Source organism: Rhodopseudomonas palustris BisB18 (assembly GCF_000013745.1).
In the GTDB taxonomy this organism is placed as follows: domain Bacteria; phylum Pseudomonadota; class Alphaproteobacteria; order Rhizobiales; family Xanthobacteraceae; genus Rhodopseudomonas_A; species Rhodopseudomonas_A palustris_F.
In genome coordinates this window covers 118109-134650 of the sequence record NC_007925.1, presented here as the reverse complement: position 1 = coordinate 134650, position 16542 = coordinate 118109, and the positions used below count along the sequence as shown (strand labels likewise).

The 16542-nt window shown below is 66.0% G+C and carries 16 protein-coding genes; 14 read left to right on the top strand and 2 right to left on the bottom strand.

Annotated elements, in window-relative coordinates; translation table 11 throughout:
- Window positions 1-36: 36 nt before the first annotated feature.
- Together RPC_RS00620 and RPC_RS00615 are read right to left on the bottom strand one after the other, a co-directional pair.
- The gene (locus RPC_RS00620) at window positions 37-474 is read right to left on the bottom strand and encodes a VOC family protein (protein ID WP_011470606.1); all 438 of its coding nucleotides are present in this window, start codon (window positions 472-474) and stop codon (window positions 37-39) included.
- A gap of 227 nt (window positions 475-701) precedes the next feature.
- Window positions 702-1523 carry an IclR family transcriptional regulator gene (locus RPC_RS00615; protein WP_011470605.1) on the bottom strand — a complete coding sequence of 274 codons (822 nt, stop codon included), beginning with the start codon at window positions 1521-1523 and terminating at the stop codon, window positions 702-704.
- A gap of 219 nt (window positions 1524-1742) precedes the next feature.
- On the opposite strand from RPC_RS00615, the gene RPC_RS00610 reads away from it, so the two are divergent.
- The 14 genes from RPC_RS00610 (at window position 1743) to RPC_RS00545 (ending at window position 16517) form a co-directional block, all read left to right on the top strand.
- The gene (locus tag RPC_RS00610; protein WP_011470604.1) at window positions 1743-2684 is read left to right on the top strand and encodes a DUF6282 family protein; all 942 of its coding nucleotides are present in this window, start codon (window positions 1743-1745) and stop codon (window positions 2682-2684) included.
- A 74-nt stretch (window positions 2685-2758) separates the two neighbouring features.
- Window positions 2759-3658 (top strand): hypothetical protein, encoded by a 900-nt coding sequence (locus RPC_RS00605; RefSeq protein WP_011470603.1) that lies wholly within the window; start codon window positions 2759-2761, stop codon window positions 3656-3658.
- 71 nt (window positions 3659-3729) lie between these two features.
- Window positions 3730-4488 carry an HpcH/HpaI aldolase family protein gene (locus RPC_RS00600; protein ID WP_208855629.1) on the top strand — a complete coding sequence of 253 codons (759 nt, stop codon included), beginning with the start codon at window positions 3730-3732 and terminating at the stop codon, window positions 4486-4488.
- Window positions 4489-4552: 64 nt separating this feature from the next.
- Window positions 4553-5704 (top strand): ABC transporter substrate-binding protein, encoded by a 1152-nt coding sequence (locus tag RPC_RS00595; protein ID WP_011470601.1) that lies wholly within the window; start codon window positions 4553-4555, stop codon window positions 5702-5704.
- Window positions 5701-6429, top strand: a complete 729-nt coding sequence (locus RPC_RS00590) for an ABC transporter ATP-binding protein (protein ID WP_011470600.1) — start codon at window positions 5701-5703, stop codon at window positions 6427-6429. The genes RPC_RS00595 and RPC_RS00590 overlap by 4 nt, the downstream gene beginning before the upstream one ends.
- A gap of 7 nt (window positions 6430-6436) precedes the next feature.
- Complete coding sequence (locus RPC_RS00585) at window positions 6437-7384, top strand: branched-chain amino acid ABC transporter permease (protein ID WP_049766037.1); 948 nt, start codon at window positions 6437-6439, stop codon at window positions 7382-7384.
- Between the two features lie 2 nt (window positions 7385-7386).
- A complete protein-coding gene (locus RPC_RS00580; protein WP_011470598.1) occupies window positions 7387-8160 on the top strand; it encodes an ABC transporter ATP-binding protein in 774 nt (257 codons plus the stop codon).
- The gene (locus tag RPC_RS00575) at window positions 8153-9040 is read left to right on the top strand and encodes a branched-chain amino acid ABC transporter permease (RefSeq protein WP_011470597.1); all 888 of its coding nucleotides are present in this window, start codon (window positions 8153-8155) and stop codon (window positions 9038-9040) included. The genes RPC_RS00580 and RPC_RS00575 overlap by 8 nt, the downstream gene beginning before the upstream one ends.
- Window positions 9041-9083: 43 nt before the next feature.
- Window positions 9084-9755 carry an NAD(P)H-dependent oxidoreductase gene (locus RPC_RS00570; protein ID WP_011470596.1) on the top strand — a complete coding sequence of 224 codons (672 nt, stop codon included), beginning with the start codon at window positions 9084-9086 and terminating at the stop codon, window positions 9753-9755.
- A 22-nt stretch (window positions 9756-9777) separates the two neighbouring features.
- The gene (locus tag RPC_RS00565) at window positions 9778-10542 is read left to right on the top strand and encodes an SDR family NAD(P)-dependent oxidoreductase (protein WP_011470595.1); all 765 of its coding nucleotides are present in this window, start codon (window positions 9778-9780) and stop codon (window positions 10540-10542) included.
- 553 nt (window positions 10543-11095) lie between these two features.
- A complete protein-coding gene (locus tag RPC_RS00560) occupies window positions 11096-12646 on the top strand; it encodes a porin (protein ID WP_011470594.1) in 1551 nt (516 codons plus the stop codon).
- 115 nt (window positions 12647-12761) lie between these two features.
- Window positions 12762-13802, top strand: coding sequence for an Ldh family oxidoreductase (locus tag RPC_RS00555; RefSeq protein WP_011470593.1), 1041 nt, complete (start codon window positions 12762-12764; stop codon window positions 13800-13802).
- Window positions 13799-15025, top strand: coding sequence for an iron-containing alcohol dehydrogenase (locus RPC_RS00550; protein ID WP_011470592.1), 1227 nt, complete (start codon window positions 13799-13801; stop codon window positions 15023-15025). The genes RPC_RS00555 and RPC_RS00550 overlap by 4 nt, the downstream gene beginning before the upstream one ends.
- A 16-nt stretch (window positions 15026-15041) precedes the next feature.
- The gene (locus tag RPC_RS00545) at window positions 15042-16517 is read left to right on the top strand and encodes an NAD-dependent succinate-semialdehyde dehydrogenase (protein WP_011470591.1); all 1476 of its coding nucleotides are present in this window, start codon (window positions 15042-15044) and stop codon (window positions 16515-16517) included.
- Window positions 16518-16542 lie beyond the last annotated feature (25 nt).

Sequence of the window (16542 nt, the reverse complement as noted above, 5' to 3'; positions counted from 1 at the left end):
AAGCCCCGAACTATGCGACTGAGAATGCGACGAGAATCACGCCGCCCGTGACACCTCCGCGGCCTTCCGCTGCACCAGCGCCCAGATATGGCCGAAGGGATCGAAGATCGAGGCGACGCGGCGGCCGGTCGTGTCCGTCTGAATGTCGTCGCGGATCACGGCCCCGGCCGCCAGGGCGCGTTGCATGGCCCCGTCAATGCTGCCGACCTTGAGCTGGAAAATCGTGCTGACGGCTCCGGGTGCCTTCGGGAAGAACGGGCCGCCGTAGGACGGCGCGGTCTCGCGCTTCGGATGCGCCCCGGCCACCCATACCGGCAGATTTCCGAACCGCATTTCGACAGCCCCCAGAACGCCGTCGATGTCGTAGGTGCCCACTTCCCGCGCACCAAAGGCGGCCGCATAGAAGTTCGCGGCCTCTCGCTCCCGCCCATGTTCGACGAACAGGGAAAATTCGACGCTGATATCTTCGGTCATTTTGGCCCTCTCTCGCCTGATCCGATCGACATCTCCAAATTGGCTTAGTGTAACAGGATTCTGAATTTCCGCGACACCCGCGCCAAGTCGGCGGGGCGAGCTGCCGATAGCAGGCAAGGCGTTCGCGATCTGGCGCGCGCCGCTTCGTGTGGCGCCGTCCAGTTCTCGCCGGCATTGGCAACCTTAAGGACCAGGCCGGCATGGCATGGGCCGCATGGCGGGCGCTATTAAACCCCGGCCGTCCGAGGCCGCCGCTTCGCCGCGGTGGGCGGCTCGCCGCTGCGGTTGCCGTGGCCGAGCTTGCGGGAGATTTGCCGTGCGGTTTCGATCAGTTGGGTGACGTCGGAGGGGCGGGGCTTTTCCGGCAGAAATTGGATCGAACCGACCAGCGCGACCGCCGCGATGCAGGCATCGTGGGCATCGAAGATCGGCGCGGCCACTGCGTTGAGCCCCAGCATGTTCTCTTCCGGCGCTGAGGCAAACCCAAGGCTGGTGATTTTCACCAGTTCCTTCTCCAGCCGACGCGTCGTGATCATGGTCTTGTCGGTGTAGCGCTGCAGCGGCCGCGCCAGCACCCTGGCCTGGAACGGCGCCGGCGCGAAGGCCAGCATCACCTTGCCCTGCGCCGAGGCGTGGAAGGTGAGTTCGCTGCCGGAGCGCACCCCGATCTCGATCGGCGCGGTGCCGGAGAGGGTGTGTAGCACCAGCGCGCCGCGCGGCGTCATCTCCGACAGCACCACCGGATGGCCGAGCGCGTCGCGCAACTGCCGCATCGGCCCCTCGGCAAGATGCACCAGGTCGGCCTCGGGCGCGTGCCGCGCCAACAGCCGGCTCTTCGGCCCGATCGCGTAGCGCGACGTCGTCGGGTTCTGCGTCAGGTAACCGCGGTCGACGAAGGTCTGCAGATGCCGGAACACCGAGCCCTTGGTCATGCTCAGTCGCTCGGCGATCTGCGTCACGCCGAGCTCCTCGTCGGCGAAGGCGACGGCTTCCAGCACGTCGATCGCAAGCTGCACCGAGTGGACGCCGCCGGATCCTTGCTCGCTCATGATGGTCGCATTTCGTGTTCTCGAGGGCAAAACGTCAATCTAGCCGATTGCGGTCGCCGCGCAACCCAGTGCTTGGTCGAGCGCGGCTCGGGGCAGCGCTTTCGAGCTCTATTGACAGGGCGTTCGGAAGTCCCTTATGTTTTGTGAAACAGCGTTTCGCCCTGGCGAACAAAGAGCGACGGCCGAACCAAGGCCGCGGAACAGCGCATCGGTGAGGAAATGACAGGTTCTACAGACGTCAAGGACGAGCAGCGCGTCGCGGCTTTGCTGCGGGGCGCGATCGATCCGCACGTGCACAGCGGTCCGTCGATCGCCGCGCGTTCGCTCGATCACATCGAGTTGCTCGAAGCGGCCTCGCAAGCCGGCTTCGCCGCGGTGGTGACCAAGGATCACGACTACAGCGGCGTGATGACCGCGGCGTTGATCAAGAAGCACCGCCCCGACCTGACGACCAAGCTGTATTCCAGCATCGTGCTCAACAACGTGGTCGGCGGTCTCAATCCTTACGCGGTCGAGCACACCGCCGCGCTCGGCGGCCGCATCGTCTGGCTGCCGACCCTGGCGGCCGCCAACCACCTGCGTTGGCAGGCCGCGGCGAAATGGGTGCACCCGGCATCGACGGAGAGGATGCGCCCGGTCACCGCGATCCCGGTGCTGAACGACGACAAGTCGGTCCGCGACGATCTCAAAGAGGTGCTGGATATCGTCGCCAAGAACGACATGGTGCTGGCCAGCGGCCACCTCCATGTCAGCGAGACCTGGCTGGTGTTCGAAGAGGCGCAACGCCGCGGCGTCAAACGGCTGGTGTTCACGCATCCGGAAGACATCGTCGACGCTTCGCTGAACGACGTGAAGGGCATCGCGGCGATGGGTGCGTTTGTCGAGCATTCGTTGTGCATGTTTCTCGACGGCTGCAAGTTCAAGAGCCGCGAGCCCGAGGATCTGCGCAATCAGATCGACGCCGCCGGCGTCGGGCAGACCATGCTGTGCTCCGATCTCGGTCAGGTCGGCACCTTCAGTCCGCTCGAAGGGTTCGGCCGCGGCATCCAGCTCTGCATCGATCTTGGTTACGACGACGACGAGATCCGCAAGATGGTCTCGACCAATACGGCGCGCGCGCTCGGCATCGAAGCCGATGTCGCCGCGGCCGGCGCCGCCTGAACTTCCGATCCGATCGTAGCGACGGCCGCGAAGCCGCGCGCTGCGTTCCAAAAACAAAGTCTAGGGAGCTGCGTATGTACGATCCCACCGATCCCCGCGCTAAGCTCGCGCCGGCGACCGCCCAGGCCGCGCCCACCGGGCCGTTCGGCCAAGCCGAGTATTTGCGCTTCTACGACGAACCGCCGCAGGACGATGGCCCCGACGGCAAGAGCTGGTACGGCCGCGGCCAGAACTTCGTGCTGGTGCACACCGAGGCCAACAAGGGCGGCGTGCTGGCGCGCGACGAGCAGCCCGACGAATATGCCGTGCTGCTGTCCGATCCGCATGTCGTGGTCGACATCACCACGGCGGACGGCACCCAGCGCGTCAACGGCCGCTCGCTGGCGTTCGTGCCGCCGGGCCCCTCCAGCATCAAGATCCTCGAGCCGGGGCGGGTCTACCGCATCTTCACCACGCGATCGGCCGATCTCGCGGCGAAGAGCGCTAACGCCGCGTCCTATGCGACGGCGAAGCCTTACGTGGCGCCGCTGCGGGATTGGCCGCTGCCGAAGGACGGCTTTCGGCTGCGCGTCTACAGCCTCGACGTGGCGCCGGAGCCCGGCCGGTTCGGCCGCATCTGGCGCTGCAGCACCATCATGGTGAACTACCTCGACGGCTTTCAGGGTCCGCGCGACGCCGCCAAGCTGTCGCCGCACCATCACGACGATTTCGAGCAGTGCTCGCTCGCGGTGGAAGGCGAGTTCCTGCATCACCTGCGCTGGCCCTGGACGGTCGACAAGCACAACTGGCGCAACGACGATCACGAGTTGTGCAAGACGCCCTCGATCGCGGTGATTCCGCCGCCTTCGATTCACACCACGGAGGCCTGCGGCAGCGACTTCAATCAGCTGGTCGACATCTTCTGTCCGCCGCGGCTGGATTTCTCGCAGAAACCCGGCTGGATCTTGAACGCCGACGACTATCCGATGCCGTGATCGGCAGCCTAACAGCAAACGGCAAGGGGAGTTTCAAGATGAATGCGGCTTCGACATTCCGGCAGCGTATGATGGCCGGCGACAAGTTGGTCGGCACCTTTGTCAAGACGCCGACCGGGCACGCCACCGAGATCGTCGGCGACCTCGGCTATGACTTCGTGGTGATCGATCAGGAACACGCGCCGTTCGATCGCACCTCCAGCGACATCGCCCTGATGGCCGCGCGCGTCACCGACACGCCGGCCTTGGTCCGCGTTCCGGGACCGGACTGGATTCTCTCGGTGCTCGACGGCGGCGCCTGCGGCGTGCTGGTGCCGCATGTGAAGACCGCCGCCGAGGCCCGTGAGATCGCCGCGTTGTTTCGCTATCGCGGCGGCGGCCGCGGCTTCGCCACCAGCACGCGGGCCGGGCGCTACACCAGCGTGCCGATGTGGCAGCACATCGCGGAGGCGGATGCCAACATGGTGTTCGTGGCGCAGATCGAAGACCCGGTCGCGCTCGACGAGGTCGACGCCATCGCCGCGGTCGACGGCGTCGACGCGCTGTTCATCGGCCGCGGCGATCTCACCGCCGCATTCGGCGACGACGCGAAAGATCCGCCCGAGGTGCGTCGCGCGGTGGAGCGAATCATCAAAGCGGCCCGCAACAGCAACAAGCCGGTGAGCGTGTTCGTCGGCAACGCTACCGAAGCCGCGTGGCTGGGTTCGCTGGGTGCGACGGTGTTCGTGCTGTCGTCGGACCAGGGGTTCATGCGCCAGGCCGCAGCCGCAGGCTTGCGCGACCTGCGCGACACGGTATGCCAGGAGCGCGTCGGACTCGACGTCTCGTGAAGATCACCTAAGCTGATCTAGAAAACAACAACTGCTCAAAGAGCAGAAAGATTGGGAGGATAGGATGGGATCGCATAAGGCGCTCGTTGTCGCCATCATGCTGGCGGCGACACCGATACTCGCGGCCGCCGCGCAGGAGACGATCAAGATCGGTTCCTCGCTCGGGCTGACCGGCTACGGCTCGGCGACCGACGCGCACTGGCGCGACGGCATGCAGATCGCCATCGAGCAGGTCAACGCGCAAGGCGGCGTGCTCGGCAAGCAGCTGGAGCTGGTGTTCGAAGACAACAAGTCGACGCCGCAGCAGGCGGTGGTCGGCTATCGCAAGATGATCACCGACGACAAGGTGGTCGCCTTCGCCAGCGGCTGCATCTCCGCCGGCAACTTCGCCGCCGCCAGCTTCGTCGCCAAGGCCAAGCTGCCGATGTTCCTGTGCTCGATCCTGCCGCGCCAGCCGGCGGAGCAGAAATGGGCGTTCCAATTCCTGCCGCCGCCGAAGTTCGAGGTCGATGCGCGCTACCAGTATCTGAAGGAAAAGACCGACATCCGCAAAGTCGGGATTCTGTCGGACCCGAGCCCCTACAGCCTGTTGATGCGCGATCTCGCGGTCAAGGGCGCCGAGGAATTCGGCCTCACCGTGGTGGCCAACGAATCCTATCAGCAGGACGACGCCGATTTCAGCGTGCAGATCGGCCGCGTCAACGCGGCGGGCGCCGGCGCGCTGATCATGCTCGGCCAGGGCAACGCGGTGGTGACCGTGGCCAACAACATCCGCAGCCTCGGCCTCACCAAGCTGTTGATGCTGGGCAGCGTCAACGAACTCGACATCCTGCTGGCGACCGGCAAGGTGTTGAACGAGCAATATCTGTTCCCCTCGCCGCTGATCCAGGTGGCCTCCGACGACATCAGCGTGATCAGCGACCCGGCGGCGCGGCAGGCCGCCGAACCGTTCGTCAAGGCGATGAAGGCCAAGTATGGCCGGACCGACAACGCGCAGGCGTCGCGGGGCTGGGATTCCATCCTGATGATGGCCGCGGCGATGACCAAGGCCAAGAGTGTCGATGGCACCGCGGTGCGCGACGCGATGGAGCAACTCGGGCATTTCGTCGGCGCCGGCGCGTCCTACGAGTTCACCGCCGACAACCACATCGGCATCTCCCACAACCCTTACGTGATCGCCCAGGTGAAGGACGGCGCCCTGGTTCTAAAGAAATGACGGCGGCCGCAGACTACACCCCGCTGCTCGCGGTGCGCGATCTCGCCGCCCGCTACGGCCACATCGAGGCGCTGCGCCCGACGAGTCTGCACGTCGCGCCGGGCGAGTTCGTCACCATTCTGGGGCCGAACGGCGCCGGCAAGACCACGCTGCTCCGCGCCATGACCCGGTTGATCGCATCGACCGGCAAGGTGGCGTTCAAGGGCCGCGACGTCACCGGCCTGCGCACCCATGAGCTCGCCGACCTCGGCATCATCATGGTGCAGGAAGGCCGCGGGCTGTTCGGCGACATGAGCGTGCGGGAAAACCTGCAGCTCGGCGGTTACAGCCGTGGCGGCTCGCATCACGAAGCGGAACAGCGGCTCGACAAGGTGTTCCGCTTGTTTCCGCGGTTGCGCGAACGGGTCGAGCAGACCGCGTCGTCGATGTCCGGCGGCGAACAGCAGATGCTCGCGGTCGGCCGCGCGCTGATGGCCGATCCGAAACTCTTGATCCTCGACGAGCCTTCGCTCGGCCTCGCGCCGCGCGTGGCCTCGGAGATTCTCTCGACGCTCGGCGCCCTCAACCAAGAGGGGCTGGGCATCCTGTTGGTCGAACAGAAGGCGCCGCTCGCGCTCAAGCTCGCGCAGCGGGTCTACATCCTTTCCTCTGGCCGCGCGCGAGCCGAGTTGCCGACGCACGAGATCAAGTCGCATCATGACCTTGCCAGCTATTACTTCGCCTAGACCGATCGTGATCGCGAATCGGTTCTCCATCGGCCTGCTTGGATTAGCGGGGCTGCTGTTCGTCGCCGTGCTGATTTACGGCGGCTACCTGCTCACGGTGATGCAGCTCGCGATGATCTACGGGATCTTCTGCCTCGGGCTGAATTTCTTCATGGGCTACACCGGGCAGGCTTCGTTCGGTCAAAACGCCTTCGCCTGCATCGGCGGCTACGGCAGCGCGATCCTCAGCGTGCAATACAATTGGGAACCTGGGCTCGCGCTGCTCGCCTCGATGGCGGTCGCCGGCGTTGCCGCGCTGCTGATCGGCTATCCGACGCTGCGGCTGCGCGGCCACTATCTGGCGATGGCGACTTTCGCGCTCGGACTGATCACCTACGACATCACCGTGCAATGGACCAGCCTGACGCAGGGCTACATGGGCTATGCTGGCATCCCGCCGCTCGGCGTCGGCAGCTTCACCGTCGAGGACGAGCGGATGAAGTTAATTTGTCTTGGGCTGCTGCTGCTGTTCGCGTTCTGGATTTCGCAGCGGCTGCGCGATTCGCGGTTCGGGCGGGGATTGCGGGCGATCGCCGGCAGCGAGGACGGCGCCTCCGCGCTTGGCATCCGGATCTCGCGGTTCAAGCTGATCGCCTTCGTGATCGCAGCCCTCTACGCCTCGGCCGCCGGCTCGCTGTTCGCCCACACCGTCGGCTTCATCAGCCCCGAGGTGTTCGGCCCGCAGATGGTGATCGTCACCTTCACCATGCTCTATGTCGGCGGCGTCGGCACGATGATCGGCCCGGTGATCGGCGCCATCGTGGCGTCGCTGCTGCCGGAATTGTTCCGCAGCACCGGCCGGTTCCAGGACATCGCCTATGCGCTGGTGCTGCTGGTGATGCTGATCTACGCGCCGAAGGGGCTGTCGGCGCTGGGCAGCCTGTTCCGGCCGCGCGCCGACAAGGACGAGGTGTGACGATGGCGCTGCTCAAGGTCAAAGGCCTCACCAAACGGTTCGGTGGACTGTTCGCCAACAACGAAATCGATCTCGAGGTGCCGCAAGGCAGCCTGTTTGCGGTGATCGGTCCGAATGGCGCCGGCAAGACCACGTTCTTCAGCATGATCTCCGGCTTTCTCGGCTCGACTTCCGGATCGATCGAGTTCGACGGCCGCGATATCACCCATGTTCGGCAGGACGAGATCGCCGCGATGGGGTTGGTGCGCACCTTCCAATTGGTGCAGCTGTTCAAGGGCATGTCGGTGGCCGAGAACGTCGAGGTCGGCTGTCATTTGGCCACCAAGGGCGGGGTGGCGGCGGCGTTGCTGCGGCCGGCCTGGTTCCGACGCCAGGAAGCGGAGGTGGTGGAGCGCGCGCACGAATTGCTGCGCTTCGTCGGGCTCGACGCGCAGGCCGATCGCGATGCCGAATTGCTGCCTTATGGCCAGCAGCGCCTGCTCGAATTGGCACGCGCGCTGGCGTCGCGGCCGCGGTTGCTGTTGCTCGACGAGCCGGCCGCCGGGCTCAATACCAAAGAGACCGACGGCCTCGCGCATATCATTCAGAAGATCAACGACCAGGGCACCACCGTGCTGCTGATCGAGCACGACGTCGGGCTGGTGACGCGGATCGCCCATCGGATTGCCGTGCTGGATTTCGGCCGCAAGATCGCCGAAGGCACGCCCGACGAAATCAAGGCCCATCCCGAAGTGATCGCTGCGTATCTCGGCGTAGAGGAGGTTGAAAATGCCTAGCGGCGTCGAACTTATTCAGAGTCTGGTCAATGGTGTGGGGATCGGCCTGATTTATGGTCTGGTGGCGATCGGCTTCTGCGTCATCTACAACGCCAGCGGCATCGTCAATTTCGCCCAGGGCGTGTTCGTGATGCTCGGCGGCATGTTCGCGCATGCGCTGCTGACGCAGTTCGGCCTGCCGATGTATCTGGCGGCGGCGCTGTCGATCGTGCTGGTGGCCGGGGTCGGCGTGCTGGTGCAGATCTTCGTCATCAATCCGATGTGGCGGCGCAAGGCGCCGCTGTTCGCCATCATCCTGGCGACGCTGGCGATCCAGCTGCTGATCGAGCAGGTGGTGATCCTCACGCTCGGCGACCAGCCGCGCACCTATCCGGAATTCACCTCCGGCGGCCCGCTGAAGATCGGCCCGATCGCGATCGGCTATCAGTTGTTCTGGGTGCTCGGCTGCGGCGCCGTGATGGTGTTCGCGCTGACGCAGTTCTTCAACCGCACGCGGATCGGCCGCGCGCTGCGCGCCTGCTCGCAGAACCGCGAGGCGGCGGCGCTGCTCGGCATTCCGGTGGAGCGCATGCTGATCCTGGCCTTCGCGCTGTCCTCGGCGCTCGGTGCCGCGGCCGGCATCCTGATCACGCCGACGCAATACACCGCCTACAGCGTCGGCGCGCCGTTCGGCATCAACGGCTTCATCGCGGCGATCATCGGCGGCTTCGGCAGCGCCTCGGCCGGGCTGGTCGGCGGCATCCTGCTCGGCGTCATCCAGTCCGGCGCGATCGTGTTCTTCGGCGCCGGCTTCAAGAACGTCATCGCCCTGACGATCCTTCTCGTCGTGCTGCTGTTCTTCCCGAACGGGCTGTTCGGCGGCCGGGCCAAGAAGGCGTAGCGGAGATGAACGTCATGGCTCTTCGACGCCCCGAGGCCGCCCGATGAACGTGCTGTTCGTCTACGCGCATCCGGAACCTAGCTCCTTCACCGGCGCGTTGAAAGATGCCGGCGCCGCGGCGCTGCGGCGGGCCGGCCACCATGTGGAGATCTCGGATCTTTACGCCGAGAAGTTCGATCCGGTGGCCGGACGGCACGATTTCACATCCGCGGCGGATCCCGAGCGGTTTCATTACCAGACCGAACAGGCGCTGGCGCATGAAACGAATGGCTTTGCGCCCGACCTGATGCGCGAGCAACGACGCTTCCTGAACGCCGATCTGGTGGTCTGGCTTTATCCGATCTGGTGGGGCGGTATGCCGGCCATCCTGAAGGGCTGGTTCGACCGCGTGCTCGCCTTCGGTTTCGCCTATGCGGACGGCCGCCGCTTCGACAGCGGCTTCTTTCCGGACAAGCGCGGCCTGTTGTGCCTCAGCACCGGCGGCACGCAGCGACGATTCTCCAAAGGCGACGCCTATGGCGACATCGAGACGGTGCTGTGGCCGGCGCAGCGGTTGATGATCTCCTATCTTGGGATGCAGGCGCTGCAGCCGTTCGTCGCGTACGCAGCACCCCGCGTCGATGCGGACGGCCGCGCCGCCTATCTGCAGCAATGGTGCGCGCGGTTGCTGCAAGCCGCCGAGCAAATGACCGAAGCTGAAGCGCCGCCGAACTAACGCCTCGCAAGGAGAATACGACATGAGCGGCGAGCAGAATGAGCCGGGCGATCGCCCGGGCGGCAAGGTGGTCCTGGTCACCGGCGGCGCGCGCGGCATCGGCGCCGGCGTCGCCCGCCGCTTCGCCGGCGCGGGCTGCCGCGTGGCGATCGCCTCGCGTAGCGCCAGCCCCGCCGCCGCAGCGGTGCTGGCAGAGATCGAAGCGCTCGGCGCGCAAGGCATCGCGGTGGCGGGGGATATTTCGAATAGCGAGGATGCGCGCGCCATGGTGGGCGAGGTGGTCGCGCGATTCGGCCGGATCGATGTGCTGGTGAATTGCGCCGGCGTCGCCGAGTATCGGGCATTCGAGGCGACTGACCTCGCGATGTTCCGTGCGACGTTCGACACCAACGTGTTCGGAACCGTGGCGATGATTCAGGCCGCACTTCCTCACCTGACCGCGCCCGGCGGCCGCATCATCAATTTCTCATCGGCACTCGCGACCCGGCCGATTCCCACCGCCTCGATCTACGCGGCCTCCAAGGCCGCGGTGTCGGCGCTGACCCATGCGCTGGCGAAGGAATTCGGACCGCGCGGCATCACCGTCAATGCGATCGCGCCGGGCGTGATCGAGACCGAGATGACCGCGGCGATTCTGGCCGAGCGCGGCGCTGCTATCAAGGCGATGACGCCGCTCGGCCGCATCGGCCAGACCGACGACGTCGCCGGCCTGGCGTTGTTCCTGGCGTCGCACGACGCGGGCTGGCTGACCGGGCGCACCATCATCGCCGATGGCGGCGTGAGCTGACGCGCGTCGCGGCCGTGCGGCACGCATGCGGACATAGCGCTGTGCCATCGATGTGCTTGCGGTCGTCGATCACGTAGCCGGCGCGCTAACAGGCAAGTGTCCTTCAACGATTCCGCAGACGTCGCGAGTGCGATCGTCCCGCGCCCGACGCTGATGTCGGGCTATGCGGAGCCAGGCGCAGCGCCGGCCGTGCGCATCGGTTGACGATTCGCCGCGCTCCGCCGCGGCGCGTCCCATCGCGATCCAGATAGTTGACGTTCGCGAGCGCAGAACGCGGGCTGCATTCTTTGGCGTCGCCGCACTGCAACCGTTCGCCCAAGCGTGTAGCTCGCGCGAGCGCAGTTGACATCCCGCTTAGCACTCGATTAGTTTGTAAAAAATATAAAACGCCGTTTCGGCCTCGCGAACACGCGAGATCGAGGGACGCCCGGTCTTACGGAAGGTCGATGCCGCCCGCGGGCCGACGTTGCTGTTGTGAGTGCAGTGCGACCGCAACGCCAAACGACATTGCACAGAGAGCCGTTTCAAAATGGCCAATGAGGGGGAAGACGCAATGACAGACGGAACCAGCGGGAACCCGCAACGCGCGGACGCTGCCGCGCTCACAACGGCGAGGCCGGCCGCAGCGCTGTCGCGACATTGGGGGAGGGGGATCGCAAGAAGCCTGGCGTTCGCCGCCGCGTCGATCGGGCTGGTCGCGAGCGCTGCCGCCGCCGACCTCCCCGCCTTCGTCAAAGCGCCGCCGGTGATGCCCGACCTGACCTGGCATGGCATCACCATCTTCGGCGCTTACGACATCGCCGGGCAATACGAATCGAACGGCGCGCCCTACAACGGTAGCGCTTATTCGTCGGCCGGCATCATCTCGCCGTTCAATCGCGGCCCGCAATGGGTGCTGGCGCCGAACCAATCGATCCAGTCCTTCATCGGCGTGAAGGTCGACGAGAAGATCACCGATCAGTTGCACGTCATCGCCCGGCTGGAAATGGGCTTCAACCCGACCACCGGCGAAATTTCCGACACGCTGAAGAGCATGCAGAAGGCCAACGGCATTCCGTTGAACCAGCAATACGTCAACGGCGACGGTCCGCGCGCCGGCCAGGTGCTCAACGGCGAAGCTTGGGCGGGCTTCGAAGAGAAGACCTGGGGCACGCTGCACGTCGGACGCAACAACGCGGTCTCGGCCGACATGCTGTTCGCCTACGACCCGCTGTCGTCGTACGGGTTCTCGCTGTTCGGCTATGTGGGCATTCTCGGCGGCGGCGGCAGCTCGGAAACCGTGCGCGTCGACCAGTCGATCAAGTATCTCAACAAATGGGGCCCGATCCGCGTCGAGGCGATGTACGGCAATCCCAATACCAATACCAAAGAGTTCTACCAGGGCTCGATCGGCCTGGTCGATCTGAATTACTCCGTCGATGTCGTCGCCGGGCACGCCTCCGATCTGGTGTCGTCGAGCGCGTTGGCGGGGCCGGCCAATCTCGGCTCGCAATTCCTCGGCGCTCGGGTGTCGGACGCCGACACGGTCGGCGTCTTCGGAAAATATGTCTTCGACCTCGGTCGCAACGGTCTGCGCGATCCGAACGAGTCGCGCTTCACTCTGAGCGGCGGCGTCAGCCGGATCGAATTTTCCAACCCGAGCGACGGCGGCTGGGCGCCGGGGCACACGACGATCGGCGGTTACCAGATCGGGCCGGCGTTCGCGACCAACGGCTCCAGCGCCGCCGGCATCGTGAATTACGCATACACCGGCGGCAACCGCGTGCTGATCGCGAGCTTCATCGCCGGCAAATATCAGTACGACGCGCAATGGTCCGCCGCGCTGGCGTATTATCGCTACGACCAGAAATCCTACGGGCTCGGCGTCAACGGGCTTCCCGGCATCGTCGCGCCGTCGTTCTCGACACAGGCCTGTTCCAGCTCCAGCTATATCAACTGTGCCGGCGGCGAGCAGGTGGTGTCGTTCCGCGTCGACTACGATTGGACCAAGAACCTGAAACTGTACGGCGGGCTTGCGTATTCCAAGGTCGATGGCGGCTTTGCGTTCTCCTATCTGAAAACCTCGGAGTTCGCGCCGACCGTGGGCATGAGGTTGACGTTCTAAGCCCTCGAGGGGGCGGTCGCGTCGCGGCGCCCCCTTGTTCCACTCAGGGAGCGGTGGTCGATCGGCCTAGCGCCGCACCTCGGCGGCGCCCGTCCCGTTATCCGATAGGAATCTCATGATCGTCGAAGCCGAGCGCGTTCGCAGCTGCGCCGTCGATGCGCTGATGGCGGCGGGCGTGCTGCGGCAGGACGCCGACCAGCAGGTCGATCTGCTGCTGGAAGCGGAGTTGCGCGGCCGGCCGTCGCACGGTTTGCTGCGCCTGGCGCGCATTGTCGAGCGGATCGACAACGGCGTGATCGATCCGCGCGCCAGCGGCTGCCATCACTGGAAGGCCGCGGGCTTTCTCGAGGTGGACGGGCAGAACGGCCTCGGCCCGGTGGTCGCGCTCAGCGCGCTTGAGGCGATCAGCCTGCGCGCCCGCGAGACCGGGGTGGCGGTCGCAACAATCGTCAACGCCAATCATCTCGGCATGCTGGCCTGGTACGCCGAGACGATCGCGCGGCGCGGATTGACCATCATCGCGCTGTCGATCAGCGAAGCGCTGGTGCATCCGTGGGGCGGCCGACGCGCGATGCTCGGCACCAATCCGGTGGCAATCGGCGTGCCGGCCTCGCCGCGTCCCTTCGTGTTGGACATGGCGAGCAGCCTGGTCTCGATGGGACAAATCCACGACCACGCCAATCGCGGCGCGCCGATCCCCGGCCACTGGGCGCTGGATGCGCAAGGCAACGCCACCACCGACGCCGCCGCGGCGAAGGCCGGTTCGATCGCGCCGTTCGGCGAGGCCAAGGGTTATGCGCTCGGTCTCGCCTTCGAAGTGCTGGTCGCCAGCCTGACCGGATCGGCGCTGGGCCGGCAGGTTCGCGGCACGCTGGACTCCACTGAGGTCTGCAACAAGGGCGACGTGTTCATCGTGATCGACGGAGCTTCGTCGGCGGCGATGGCGCAAGTGATCGGCGGCTATCTTGAGGCGATTCGCGCCGAGCCGCCGGCCGACGGCTTTGCGGCGGTGGCGATCCCCGGCGATCGCTCGATCGCCGCGCGGCAGCGTGCGCTCGCCGATGGCATCAGCATCGCCGACCAGGTCTGGGCCGGCCTGGTTCGGCTGGCGCAACGAAACCCAAAAAATCCCGCAGCAAAGGTCGCGCAATCATGACTGCTTTCGGCGTTTCACGTTCGCCCCGCAACATCGTGTTCGGCAAAGGCCAGCGCGGCGCGTTGGGCCTCAGCGCCAAGGCGCTCGGGTCGCGCGCGCTGATCTGCACCGACGAACGGCTCGGCGGCGAGCCTTGGTTCCGCGCCATGGTCGACGATCTCACGGCCAACGGCGTTGGCGTCCAGGTCTACGACCGCACCATCGCCGAACTGCCGCTGAGCTGCCTCGACGAATGCACCGCGGCGGCGCGGCCGTTCGGCCCCGACCTCGTGATCGGCATCGGCGGCGGATCGTGCATGGATCTGGCCAAGGTTGCGGCGCTGATGCTGACGCATGGCGGCGACATCAGGAGCTACTACGGCGAGTTCAAGGTGCCCGGGCCGGTGTTGCCGCTGATCTGCGTGCCGACCACCTCGGGCACCGGATCGGAGGTCACCCCGGTGGCGGTGCTCGGCGATCCGGAGCGCGCCATGAAGGTCGGCGTCGCCAGTCCGCGTTTGATTTCGCATACCGCGATTTGCGATCCCGAACTGACCTATAGCTGCCCGCCGGGGCTGACGGCGATTTCCGGCGCCGACGCGCTGACCCACGCCATCGAGGCGTTCACCGCGATGCAGCGCCCGGCCACGCCGCAATTGCCGCACCAGCACGTGTTCATCGGCAAGAATCTGTTTTCCGATCGTTATGCGTTGTACGCCATCGAACTGATCGCACGAAGCCTGCCGCGCGCGGTGGCCAACGGCGACGACGAGGCGGCGCGGGAAGACCTGATGCTCGGCGCGTTGTCGGCGGGGCTGGCGTTCGGTACCGCCGGCACCGCCGCGGCCCACGCGATCCAGTATCCGGTCGGCGCCATGACCCATACGCCGCACGGCACCGGCGTCGCGCTGTTGATGCCCTATGTGATGGACTTCAACCGCGGTGCTTGCCGCGATGAGTTCGCCGCGATCGCGGTGGCGATGGGCGCCAAGCACAGCGGCCAGAGCGCCGACGCCTTGGCCGCCGACGCCATCGACCGGGTGCGCCGCTTGTTCAAGGAGATCGGCCTGCCGGCCACTCTGGCGGAGCTTTCGGTGCCGGCCGATCGGCTCGACTGGATCGCCGAAAACGCAATGTCGTCGCAGCGTCTGATCAAGAACAACCCGGTGTCGCTCGACGTCGCGGGCCTGCGCCGGATCATCGACGCCGCCTACCACGGCAGCCCCATGCAGGACGCCGCCTGAGCCCAAGGAGATCCCCATGAACGTCGTCACCCCCATCGCATCGCGCACCGTCGATGTCAGCACGATCCCCACCGATTTGTTCATCGCCGGCGCATGGCGGGCGTCGGCGTCGGGGCAGCGCATCGAGGTGATCAATCCGTCCACCGAAGAGCTGCTCGCCACGATCGCCGACGCCAGCGTCGAGGATGGCCTCGCCGCGGTCGATGCCGCGGCGGCGGCGGCGCGGGGATGGGCCGCGACCGCGCCGCGGCAGCGCGCGCAAATCCTGCTGCGGGCGTTCGAGCTGATGATCGAGAAGGCCGATTGGTTGGCCGAGCTGATTTCGCTGGAAAACGGCAAAGCGCTGGCGGATGCGATGGGCGAGGTCAAATACGCCGCCGAGTTTTTCCGCTGGTACGCCGAGGAAGCGGTGCGCATCCAGGGCGACATCTCGATGGCGCCGGGCGGCGGCAATCGCATCCTGGTGCAGTATCAGCCGGTCGGGGTGTCGGTGCTGGTGACGCCGTGGAATTTTCCCGCCGCGATGGCGACCCGCAAGATCGCTCCGGCGCTGGCGGCCGGCTGCAGCTGCATCTTGAAGCCGGCGAGCGAAACCCCGCTGACCGCCTTCGCGCTGGTGGAGATACTTTGCGCCGCCGGCGTGCCCGCCGGCGTCGTCAACGTCGTCACCACCTCGCAGCCGGGCCCGCTGATCAGCGCGATGCTGCACGATTCCAGGGTGCGCAAACTGTCGTTCACCGGATCCACCGCGGTCGGCCGGCTGCTGCTGCGCGAGGCCTCGGATTGCGTGATCAATTGCTCGATGGAATTGGGCGGCAACGCGCCGTTCCTGGTGTTCGACGACGCCGATCTCGATGCCGCGGTCGACGGCGCGATGATTGCCAAGATGCGCAACGGCGGCGAGGCCTGCACCGCGGCGAACCGCTTCTACATCCAGCGCGGCATCTTCCATGCCTTCGCGCATAAGCTCGCGGCGAAGATGGCCGCGATGCAGCTCGGTGACGGATGGCTCGCTTCCACCGCGTGCGGTCCGCTGGTCAATGAAAAGAGCCGCGACAAGGTCGCCGCCTTCGTCGACGATGCTATGGCCCGCGGCGCCAAGGCGCTGACCGGGGGCAAGCCGCTCGACCGCAAGGGCTACTTCTATGAGCCGACGGTGCTGATCGATGTGGCGCCGGACAGCAAGCTGTTGCACGACGAGATTTTTGGGCCGGTGGCGGCGCTGGTTCCGTTCGACAGTGAGGACGACGTCATCGAGCTATCGAATGCGTCCGAATACGGCCTGGTCTGCTACGTCTACACCCGGGATCTCGCCAAGGGCTTGCGCGTTTCCGAACGGCTCGACAGCGGCATGGTCGCGCTCAATCGCGGGCTGGTGTCCGATCCAGCGGCGCCGTTCGGCGGCACCAAGCAGAGCGGCATCGGCCGCGAAGGCGCGCATCACGGCCTGTTGGAATTCACCGAAGCAAAATACATCGCCACAAATTGGTGATCCACCCACAAAGGATCCGGATAGC

What these genes read in the sequence shown, in the direction of transcription:
- RPC_RS00620 (WP_011470606.1), bottom strand. Translation starts at nt 474, where the DNA reads ATGACCGAAGATATCAGCGTCGAATTTTCCCTGTTCGTCGAACATGGG.
- RPC_RS00615 (WP_011470605.1), bottom strand. Translation starts at nt 1,523, where the DNA reads ATGAGCGAGCAAGGATCCGGCGGCGTCCACTCGGTGCAGCTTGCGATC.
- RPC_RS00610 (WP_011470604.1), top strand. Translation starts at nt 1,743, where the DNA reads ATGACAGGTTCTACAGACGTCAAGGACGAGCAGCGCGTCGCGGCTTTG.
- RPC_RS00605 (WP_011470603.1), top strand. Translation starts at nt 2,759, where the DNA reads ATGTACGATCCCACCGATCCCCGCGCTAAGCTCGCGCCGGCGACCGCC.
- RPC_RS00600 (WP_208855629.1), top strand. Translation starts at nt 3,730, where the DNA reads ATGGCCGGCGACAAGTTGGTCGGCACCTTTGTCAAGACGCCGACCGGG.
- RPC_RS00595 (WP_011470601.1), top strand. Translation starts at nt 4,553, where the DNA reads ATGGGATCGCATAAGGCGCTCGTTGTCGCCATCATGCTGGCGGCGACA.
- RPC_RS00590 (WP_011470600.1), top strand. Translation starts at nt 5,701, where the DNA reads ATGACGGCGGCCGCAGACTACACCCCGCTGCTCGCGGTGCGCGATCTC.
- RPC_RS00580 (WP_011470598.1), top strand. Translation starts at nt 7,387, where the DNA reads ATGGCGCTGCTCAAGGTCAAAGGCCTCACCAAACGGTTCGGTGGACTG.
- RPC_RS00575 (WP_011470597.1), top strand. Translation starts at nt 8,153, where the DNA reads ATGCCTAGCGGCGTCGAACTTATTCAGAGTCTGGTCAATGGTGTGGGG.
- RPC_RS00570 (WP_011470596.1), top strand. Translation starts at nt 9,084, where the DNA reads ATGAACGTGCTGTTCGTCTACGCGCATCCGGAACCTAGCTCCTTCACC.
- RPC_RS00565 (WP_011470595.1), top strand. Translation starts at nt 9,778, where the DNA reads ATGAGCGGCGAGCAGAATGAGCCGGGCGATCGCCCGGGCGGCAAGGTG.
- RPC_RS00560 (WP_011470594.1), top strand. Translation starts at nt 11,096, where the DNA reads ATGACAGACGGAACCAGCGGGAACCCGCAACGCGCGGACGCTGCCGCG.
- RPC_RS00555 (WP_011470593.1), top strand. Translation starts at nt 12,762, where the DNA reads ATGATCGTCGAAGCCGAGCGCGTTCGCAGCTGCGCCGTCGATGCGCTG.
- RPC_RS00550 (WP_011470592.1), top strand. Translation starts at nt 13,799, where the DNA reads ATGACTGCTTTCGGCGTTTCACGTTCGCCCCGCAACATCGTGTTCGGC.
- RPC_RS00545 (WP_011470591.1), top strand. Translation starts at nt 15,042, where the DNA reads ATGAACGTCGTCACCCCCATCGCATCGCGCACCGTCGATGTCAGCACG.